Here is a 9,171-nt window from a genome sequence, read left to right as displayed (position 1 = left end):
GACTATCAAGCCACTCTTTTTTCACTACTAGTTGCCTTATTCTGTTCTGTAAGCTCACGGTACCAGCGTAAGTGATGTTCCCGCGCGAAGGTTTCAGAAACCGAACCCCAAATCATACCTTTTATGGCTTCGCGGCATTCAGGATGGCAAAGGGCTAAATAAACATGGCCTATGAGCACGGCACCCATAAAAAGTGCTCCAGCAGAATGGAGGGGATGGGCCCAAGCCACTAACTGAGGGTCAAAACGTTCCCGGAAAAGAAGTATCCAGCCCGTGCCCATCATCCACATAGAACCGAAGACAGTTAAAAGGGAATTTAGCTTTTCTCCCGCGTTAAACTTGCCCTGTTCCGGCATTTGGGCTGGTAAACCGAAAAATTGACGGGGGAAGAGCTTCAAAAACTGCCAATCTTCCCTACTCCATGTAAAACATTCCTTAAGCCACTGGAAAACGGTCCGGGGCGTTCCTATGAGGAGAATGAGCACCGTTAAAAAGGTGAAGGGATAAGCAAAAAGATGATGCAAAGTGCGGGTTACTTTAAGCCCCTCAGGCCCTAAAAGTCCGCTAAAGCCCCGGAATACCAGCGCTGAGCCCGTAACCAAAAGCACCACAAAGGTAATACCGTGGCTCCAGTGCCCCAGGCGCTCAGCCAGGTTAAAGCGCTCAATCCTCTTTTCCTGCACGATGCACGCCTCCTTTGTTAAAGGTATTTACAAGTAAGCTCGTCACCACAGCGGCTGCGGCCAGGCCCATGGCCGCCTTCCCTGCTGGCCGGACCAGGTCTTGCCAGATCCGTACGGCCCCGGGTTCCTGAAAATCTGGAGGAAGAAGGGAACGATCCATCAGCCAATTGCGCGGGGGTACGTAGGCGAAAGCAGTACCGGCTATCTTTATGGCATTTTTCGTTTTCAGGATATCGTTTACCTCACTTCCCGGGTCGTCCCAATCCCCGAAAAACCTGGCTCCAGCCATGCAGGTCTCCACGCAGGCAGGCTTCTTCCCTTTATCTATCCGCGAGTAGCAAAAGTAACATTTCTGGACTATGCCCCGTTCTTTGTTAAAACTTCGGGCACCATAAGGGCAGGCAGTCTCACAATAGCGGCAGCCGATGCATTTACTTTCTTCTACTACCACCAGTCCGTCAGGCCTCTTCTGGGTAGCTCCCGTAGGGCAAACCTTAAGGCAAGGAGGATCATCACAATGCATACACTGGGTAACGACCACCCCACCGTGGACTTTAGGAAAAGTCCCTACTTCATACCGGTAAACCTTGGTAAAGTGCTGCTCGGGCAAAAGTTCCCACTCCGCCTGGCAGGCCACTGAACACCCGTGGCATCCCACACAACGGCTAAGGTCTATAACCATCCCTAAGCGAGCCATATTTTATCCCACCTTTCGTACCGTCACCAAGGTTTCGCACTGGGCAGATGCTCCCGACACGGGAGCGGCCATTATGGGGATAAGCATACTATCGTTGGCCCCCTTGTTATAGGCCAGCCTTCTTACAGGTACAAGGCAACCGAATCCGTGGGCGAGGAAGACAGCCTCGGGATGGATACCTTCCGTAACCCGTGCTTTAACCCTGACCTTGCCCACCTCCGAAGCTACTTCCACTATATCACCCGACCTGATACCAAGCTTGGCGGCCCGGCTAGGGTGGATCCATAGCTCGTTCTCCGGCATCAGGGCCATGAGATAAGCATTATTATCTGTAGTGGTATGGGTATGCATGGGTACATGCCCTTGAATAAACCGGAAATTATCCTCCTTAGGTTGCACTTTAGGCGGCTCCCACGCCGGGGTTAAAGTGCTACCTACCTTCACAAAAGCAGGACAAGCTAGTTCGATTTTCCCAGAAGGAGTGTTGAGTTTGGTGTAGTCCGGTTTTTCCGCGGGTACCTCAACCACCCCTTCTTGAGCCAGCTTTTCTTGGGTAAGCCCAAAGGGGGCCAGCAGAGCGTTATTGTACTGCTCTAAAGTAAAGCGGAAATATTCACCGAGGCCACAAGCTTCGGCCAGTCCGGCAATTATCTCCTCTCCACCTTTAGTATCAAAAAGGGGCGGCACCGCCGGCTGGCGCAAGATAACTTTATTGCCTACAGTCATTACAGGATCGTAGCGCTCCAGGTAAGTGGACTCCGGCAGAATGTAATGGGCGTAATAAGCTGTATCGTTCATCTGGATGTCTATGACCACGACCAGTTCTAACTGTTTCAAGGCCTCGATAAAGGCTTGAGAATCGGAGCAGGAACGTACAGGGTTGAGGTGGTTTATGATGACGGCTTTGATAGGATAAGGATTATCTTCCTTCACCCGCTGGGGGAAAAGCTGGACCATACCGTGGGCTTTGATGAGAGCCCACTTTCCTGCTCCGGCTCCGTCCCAACGGGGAGCATTTATAGCTTGCGGTTTGGGTCCCATAAGGGGCGAAGGATCCCCTAACTTAACCTTAGCCGGGAAGGTAAGGCCCCCCTTGGCACCCAGGTTCCCCAAGAGAGCGTTTAGGGCGGCTACTGCTCTGGCTGTCTGGAGGCTATTAAAGTATTGAGAACCGGTCACTGCATGCCAGCCGGGGTCTACCGCTGCTGCCGGTTTAGCCGCGGCCAGCTCCCTGGCCAAGCGAGTGATAGTGGAAGCTTCGATTCCTGTGATATTGGCGGCCCATTCTGGAGTGTAAGTGGCAACACCGGCCTTTAGTTCTTCGAAACCTACAGTGCGCTCAGCTACAAAAGCAGCGTCATAAAGATTTTCATTAATGATGACATGGATCATGGCTAAGATGAGGGCTAGATCTGTTCCCGGCCGTATGGGTATCCATTCATCCGCAAAGAAGGCAAATTCACTGAGACGTGGATCTACGGCTACGAGCTTAGCGCCCTTTTCTTTGGCCGCTACGATTTTCTGGATGTCCGGGTTTTTGATACCTCCGGTAAGATTCCGCCCAAAAGCCATGTAATAACGCACGTTGGCATAATCGGTACCCGGTACACCTCCGTACATCTGTTCAAAGGCTACGTTGCGGCTGCTGTAACAAGTCGGAGCGTGACCCGTGTAATTGGGTGAACCGAAGGCGGCCATGAAATGCCTCTCCCACGGAGCGATGAGCTCCGGGTGGGCTAGCCACACCAAGGTTTGGGGTCCATAACGTTCCTTTAGCTCTTTGAGCTTTTCACCGATCTCTTGGAAGGCCTCTTCCCAAGAAATAGGCTGGAACTGCCCTTCCCCTACCCGCTTCAGAGGGCCTTTCAAGCGGTCCGGGTCGTAAAGGGTTTTCATCCCTGCGTTACCCCGCGCACACAGCCTGCCATTGGCCTGGGGGTCTTTGGGGTTACCTTCTATCTTCACCACCCTACCGTCTCTAACCCGCACCAAAATCCCGCACTTTACGCCGCACATCTCGCATATGCTGGGAACTATCCTTTCCCCGGCGGCTGCCTCGGCTGCTCTTGCGTTAGGGAGAGTTGTAAATCCGCTACCCAGCGTAGCCAAAGCTCCTACTGCGGCCGAAGCTTTGAGGAAAGTACGCCGGGAAATTTTTGTATTTAACATCAATCCCACCTCGCCCCTGAAATATAAATCTTCTAAGGGCTAGAGATTACTCAAAACTGAATCGATACACTGATATTCGTTAATGTTATTACTTTATTTACTGACCTTCTAACTCACAGGCGTTACTATAAGCTTTAACTTTCACAAGTTAAATTAGCTATAACCGCCCTTTATTCCTCTCGGTATAAATAGAGGCTGAACAAAGGAGGGAAGCCCTTCCAGCTTCCCTCCATCCCTTGATTCTCCTTATTTTAAAGCCTGTCTCCCCATCCGTTTTCCCATCGAGGATTTCGATAGCCTTTCAAGCTTTCGATAAGTCTCCCACCAAGAAGCGCAGTAAAAGATGAACGCCCAGGTAACTACCTAATATTAACCCCAGCCCGAATATAAATCCATGCAAGGATAACGAAGCTATCCCGTTAAAAAAGCTACCAATATTGCAACCCATACCCAACCGGGCACCATACCCCATAAGCAGGCCTCCGGCCAGGGACCAAATCGTACCCCGCAGGCTCCGGGGGAAACGTATCCTGAATTCCGAGGCCAGTAGAGCCGAAAGAAGGGAGCCACCTATTATACCTAGATCTAAAACAGTCCGTGTTTCTAGGAAAAAAGGCTTTCCTAGAGCCAGGGCATTTTCGGGCAGAGTAAAATAATACCAGGACTCCGGAGATCCGCCTAGCAGCCGGTAGATCTTTGCTCCCCAATAAGTAAAGGCAGTGGTTATCCCCCAGGGGCTACCCCGAAAGGCTAACAGCCCAGCATCCAATAGAGCTATAAGCACCCCTCCGACCCAATAAGGCCAAGCTCGGGTCCAAAAGGGTTGTTTACCCATCTCTTTAAGACCGTTTACTCCAGCGCAAGAACTGTCCGGGTAACCCGGGAAAACCCTCCTCTCTATGAAAAGCAGCGCCAAGTAAATACTCGCTAAGAAAACTATCTGGAGCAAGAGGGCTCCAAACCAACCCACCCGCTCTGGAAAAAAGATGAGAGGAGCCTTCTTAATTAAAACCTCGTGCCACCACCCAAAATCATGGGCCCCCCATAGAGAGCCGCCGATGAAGGCAATTAAGACCAGCCATTGAAGGACATGACCTTCGCCCGCACGGGTTAGGGTTCCGGTAGCACACCCCCCGGCTAACACCATACCCGTTCCAAAGATAAATCCCCCCAGCAGCATATGCCACCCGACCGGGTACACCTCGCCCGGACGGTCTAAATATAGGGAGGCTAAAGTAAAGGCCAGGGTAGCAATAATGAGGGAGAGCACCAGGGCCCGGCTTAAGGAAGTGTTCCCCGTTATCCAGGGGTCCCGGAAACAAGCTACAAAACAGAAACGGCTTCTTTGCAGGACGTAACCTAAGCCCAAGCCGAACATCCAGGTCCCGGCGAGCAAAATATCCTGGCTGGTAAAGTAAGCCGCTAACCCCAGGGCCAGGAGCAAAAAAGTCAGGGCCTGGGGTAGCTGGGATTTTACCCCAGCCGGCACTCCCTACCACCTCAGCAGGATTAAGCTAATATTATGTAGAAAGAAAATAGCTAAAGACCTCCGCTTGAAGGCGAGAGGGGGGAAACTATGAATCTCGCCCATATACAAGCCTTTTGCACGGTGGCTCAGGTAAAGTCCATATCCGAAGCTGCACGTATACTCCATATCTCCCAATCTTCTTTAAGCTATCAAATCCAGCTTTTAGAAAATGACCTAGACGCAGAACTCCTTACCCGCACCAATAAAGGCGTAGAACTTACTGAAGTCGGAGAGATAGTCTACGAGTACGGCCAAACCCTTTTAAAGCTAGTAGAGAACATGAAGCGCGATATAGAAAGCTGGAAGAGCGGGCACGAACGCTTGATTGTGGGAGCTAGTACCAGTATTGGAAGTTATGCTCTACCCTGCACTATTTACACTTTTAAAGAAAAATATCCGGGAGCCAACATCCGCCTCCTGGTAGCCAACCGTGAAGAAACAATCCAGCGGCTTCTGGAAAGAAGTATCGACTTAGGCCTAATCGAAGGACCCGTAGAGGTGCCCGGCCTGGTTACCAGAGGAGTGGCCGAGGACGAGCTGCTACTCATCGTCAATCCCAATTGGGAGGGTTCAGACACAGTAACCCTCAAAGAGCTATCCACCCTGCCCCTAATTATCCGCGAAGAAGGCTCCGGAACACGCCAGACCATAGAACGAGCCCTGCAAGAACAGGGCCTCTCCCTTCAAGATCTAAACGTAGTCTTGGAACTCAACAGCAACGACGCTATAAAGTCAGCCATAGCCGCCGGACACGGAGTTTCTCTTCTTTCAAGGCTTACCGTAAAGGCCGAGCTGGGAAGCGGTACTTTAAAAGCCTTAAGGGTGGAAGGTATCTCTTTCCGTACCACCTTCAACATCGTCTACCACCGGGGAAAACCCATGAACAGTCTCCAAAAGCGCTTCTGCCGCTTTATCTTATCGAACCCCAAGGCCTTCTGCTAGGTTCACTGAACTTTTTTACAGGCGCTTTTCAATATGGATCTCCCATAGACCGTTTCCCACTGTTTTAACCTCGGCACGGTGCCCCATTTTCTTTACTACGTCTACCAGGGCCTGTGTAGTACAACTATGGTCGCTTTCTACAATAAGAAAGTCACCGCGGGCCAGGCTTTTAAGCTTGATCTTGACTCGTACAATGGGAAGCGGGCACATCTCCCCGTAAACATTGAGCCTGTATACCGCCATATACTGCCACCTTCACCACCCGGCCTTATCCTGCTTCCCTTTTGATTCGTCATAAACCCTTCACCTTCCTGCTGTAAGCGAGAAAGGACCGCGTCCGGAGCCAAAATTTAGCGCCCGACAAACAGTTGTACCCAATAGTGTCCATAGCTTCCGCCGCTCGCATATCCCACTCCCAGCGCAGTAAAGGCAGGGTTAAGGATGTTGCTTTTATGGCCCGGGCTGGCCATCCACGCAGCTACTACCGCCTCCGGATTACGGTAGCCAGCAGCAATGTTTTCCCCGGCCGTCCGGTAGGGTATCCCGAAACGGCGTATCATCTCTGCAAAAGAACCGTAGGTGGGTGAATCATGGCTAAAGTAGTTCTTGTCCCGCATATCTTCTGCCTTAAGACGGGCAACCCTAGAAAGCTCGAGGTCTACTTGTAAAGGTTTAAGGCCGGCTTTAACCCGCTCAGCGTTTACCAATTCTACTACCCGCTGCTCATAAAGGCTTAACTGGTAAGAAGCACTCCCGGAGGAAGGATTATCGGGTACAGGCTGGGGGTTAGAAACAGGATTAGGTGCAGGAGCTGGAGTGGGCTGAGATTGTGCAGGCGGTGCCGGGGCAGGCTGGGCGGGAGGGACAGAGGGTACCGACCTGAAACGGTAAAACAAGTAAGGCCAGAATCCAGCCGAGTATCGGGTATAATATCCTGCGGGACTATAATATACCGCCCCTTCAGCAGCCGGGCCAAAAATGAGGAGTAAGGCAAATGCGAGGGATAAAACTCGTCTTTTCGTAATAGATTTAAAACGGCCCATCTTCTCTTCTCCTTCCGGCTAGATGTGGTGATAAGTAAGGTTGGTGATAAGAAGGTTCCCGTTATACAAGAAGTGCTTGGTAAGTTAACATAAAATGTAATTCGCCACGAAATTAAAAATCCCTGCTAGCGCTTCTCTGGAAATCCCATCCGCCGCGAAATCTCCTTAGCCGCCTCGCGTACAAGTTTGCCTAAATATGGTATTCTATCCGGAGTAATATGCATTTCCGAACCCGAAATACTTAAGGCCGCTACTACACTACCCCGGTGATCCAAAATAGCGGCGCCTACGCAGCGGATACCTTCCTCGTTTTCTCCATCATCTACAGCATAGCCTTGCCTGCGCACCTGTTCTAGGTGATGCGCGAGGGTGGTCCAGTCAGCGATGGTGCGGGAAGTAAACCGACGTAGCCCCTTATCCCTTAAAAGGCGCTCCACCTCCGGCCACGGAAGACAAGCCAGGATAGCCTTCCCTACGGCCGTAGAATGGAGCGGCACCCTCCGCCCTATCCGGGAATACATGCGTATGGTGCGGTTACCTTCAACCTTATCCACATATACTGCTTCATCCCCGTCGGGAATCACCAGATGGGCCACTTCTTGTGTCTCGGCCGCCAACTGCTCGAGATAGGGCCGGGCAATTTTACGGACATCGAGGCCCTCTAGGAGACTTCCGCTCAGCTCTAGAATTTTAAGTCCCAGCGTATACTTTTTGTGTTCGTAAGTATCCTGATCCACATACCCGTACTCTTTCAAAGTCTTAAGCAGCCGGTAAGCCGTGCTCTTATGCAGACCTACCCTCCGGGAAAGTTCGTTAAGGCCCAATCCTTCCCGCTCCTGGGCTAAGGCTTCCAGTATCTTAAGAGCCCTCTCTAACACCTGTACACTCCCGGATTCACCCACTCCTACAGCCAACCCCCCCCTTTTTTACATAACCCTTTCCAAGCCCTGGCAACACCTTCAAGGGCAGACCGCCCCGGCATATTACTACCCAAAATATTACTAAAAAGAGACGCCCAGGGCTATTGTAGATTAATACCCCCAGCGTCTCTTCACGATTGGCAAGGAACTTTTTACCCGACGGCCGTCTATGTTCAATTTTACCTCTGGACGCGGCCGGAGGCATCCCCTTGCATAAGGGTCATTACTTCCTCCCGGCTGACATGGTTGAAATCACCGGGTATGGTATGCTTTAAGCACGAAGCGGCTACGGCAAACTCCAGGGCCTCCTTAACTGGGTAACCTTCCATGAGGGCATAAATCAATCCTCCGGCAAAGGCGTCACCGCCCCCTACCCGATCTACAATATGGATCTGGTAGCGCCGGGAACGGTAGAATTCTTTTCCATCGTAAAGAAGGGCCGACCACCCGTTGTCGAAGGCCGAATAGCTCTCCCGCAAAGTGATAGCCACCATCTTCAGGTTAAACCTGCGGGCAAGCTCAAAAGCTACTTGCCGGTATCCTTCCTCGCTGAGCTGCCCCGTGGTTACATCGGAGGCCGCGGCTTTTATTCCAAAAACTTTCTCCGCATCCTCTTCGTTGCCAATGGCGATATCTACGTACTGTATTAACTTGGTCATGGTCTCTTGGGCCTTGGCAGGGGACCATAGGTTTTTGCGGTAATTGAGGTCGCAGCTGACCGTAAGACCCAGTTTCTTAGCCGCCTGTACCGCTTCCAGAGTCACTGCAGCCACATTATCCCCTAGAGCTGGTGTAATACCGGTAAAATGGAACCATTGAGCTCCTCGGAAGATCTCCTCCCAATTAAATTCGCCAGGCTGTACTTGGGATATGCTAGAACCTTTACGATCGTACACTACTTTAGAAGGCCGCTGGGAGGCACCGTGCTCAAGGAAGTAAATCCCCAGGCGTTCACCACCCCGCAAGATATAGCGGGTATCCACCCCGAAACGTCGCAAGTGGTTTATAGCTGCCTGGCCCAAGGGATTGGCGGGTACTTTAGTTACAAAGGCTACATCACCGCCGTAATTGGCAATAGATACGGCCACGTTTGCCTCCCCACCGCCATAGGTAACCTCCAGGTGGTCCGCCTGTACCAGCCGGGAATACCCCGGGGGTGAAAGCCTGAGCATTATCTCGCCAAAGGTTA

9 protein-coding genes are annotated in these 9,171 nt (G+C 51.6%); 1 reads left to right on the top strand and 8 read right to left on the bottom strand.

Annotation, left to right across the window (positions count from 1 at the left end):
* Positions 1-5 precede the first annotated feature (5 nt).
* The 4 genes from L5656_RS09280 to L5656_RS09265 all read right to left on the bottom strand — a co-directional run bounded on the left by L5656_RS09280 (position 6) and on the right by L5656_RS09265 (position 5,038).
* The gene (locus L5656_RS09280; protein WP_297202239.1) at positions 6-683 is read right to left on the bottom strand and encodes a formate dehydrogenase subunit gamma; all 678 of its coding nucleotides are present in this window, start codon (positions 681-683) and stop codon (positions 6-8) included.
* Entirely contained in the window at positions 664-1,380 is a 717-nt protein-coding gene (locus L5656_RS09275) for a 4Fe-4S dicluster domain-containing protein (RefSeq protein ID WP_297202236.1), read from the bottom strand. The genes L5656_RS09280 and L5656_RS09275 overlap by 20 nt, the downstream gene beginning before the upstream one ends.
* Positions 1,381-1,383: 3 nt before the next feature.
* Positions 1,384-3,549 carry a molybdopterin-dependent oxidoreductase gene (locus L5656_RS09270; RefSeq protein WP_297202233.1) on the bottom strand — a complete coding sequence of 722 codons (2,166 nt, stop codon included), beginning with the start codon at positions 3,547-3,549 and terminating at the stop codon, positions 1,384-1,386.
* A 301-nt stretch (positions 3,550-3,850) separates the two neighbouring features.
* The gene (locus tag L5656_RS09265) at positions 3,851-5,038 is read right to left on the bottom strand and encodes a YeeE/YedE family protein (protein ID WP_297202231.1); all 1,188 of its coding nucleotides are present in this window, start codon (positions 5,036-5,038) and stop codon (positions 3,851-3,853) included.
* 87 nt (positions 5,039-5,125) lie between these two features.
* Here L5656_RS09265 and L5656_RS09260 point away from each other — a divergent pair, with 87 nt between their 5' ends.
* Positions 5,126-6,019 carry a LysR family transcriptional regulator gene (locus L5656_RS09260; RefSeq protein ID WP_297202227.1) on the top strand — a complete coding sequence of 298 codons (894 nt, stop codon included), beginning with the start codon at positions 5,126-5,128 and terminating at the stop codon, positions 6,017-6,019.
* Positions 6,020-6,034: 15 nt separating this feature from the next.
* Here L5656_RS09260 and L5656_RS09255 read toward each other — a convergent pair whose 3' ends face one another.
* From L5656_RS09255 to L5656_RS09240, 4 genes are all read right to left on the bottom strand, one after another.
* A complete protein-coding gene (locus L5656_RS09255; RefSeq protein ID WP_297202224.1) occupies positions 6,035-6,262 on the bottom strand; it encodes a sulfurtransferase TusA family protein in 228 nt (75 codons plus the stop codon).
* Positions 6,263-6,369: 107 nt separating this feature from the next.
* Positions 6,370-7,062, bottom strand: coding sequence for a CAP domain-containing protein (locus L5656_RS09250; RefSeq protein WP_297202222.1), 693 nt, complete (start codon positions 7,060-7,062; stop codon positions 6,370-6,372).
* Between the two features lie 125 nt (positions 7,063-7,187).
* Positions 7,188-7,964, bottom strand: coding sequence for an IclR family transcriptional regulator (locus L5656_RS09245; protein WP_297202218.1), 777 nt, complete (start codon positions 7,962-7,964; stop codon positions 7,188-7,190).
* A 197-nt stretch (positions 7,965-8,161) separates the two neighbouring features.
* Positions 8,162-9,171, bottom strand: a 1,010-nt coding sequence (locus L5656_RS09240) for a sugar kinase (protein ID WP_297202216.1), incomplete at its 5' end; no start/stop codon positions are given.

The organism is Thermanaeromonas sp. (genome assembly GCF_021890735.1).
In the GTDB taxonomy this organism is placed as follows: domain Bacteria; phylum Bacillota; class DSM-521; order Neomoorellales; family Neomoorellaceae; genus Thermanaeromonas.
The sequence above is the reverse complement of the archived record's forward strand: the minus strand, read 5'-3'. Positions and strand labels throughout refer to the sequence as shown.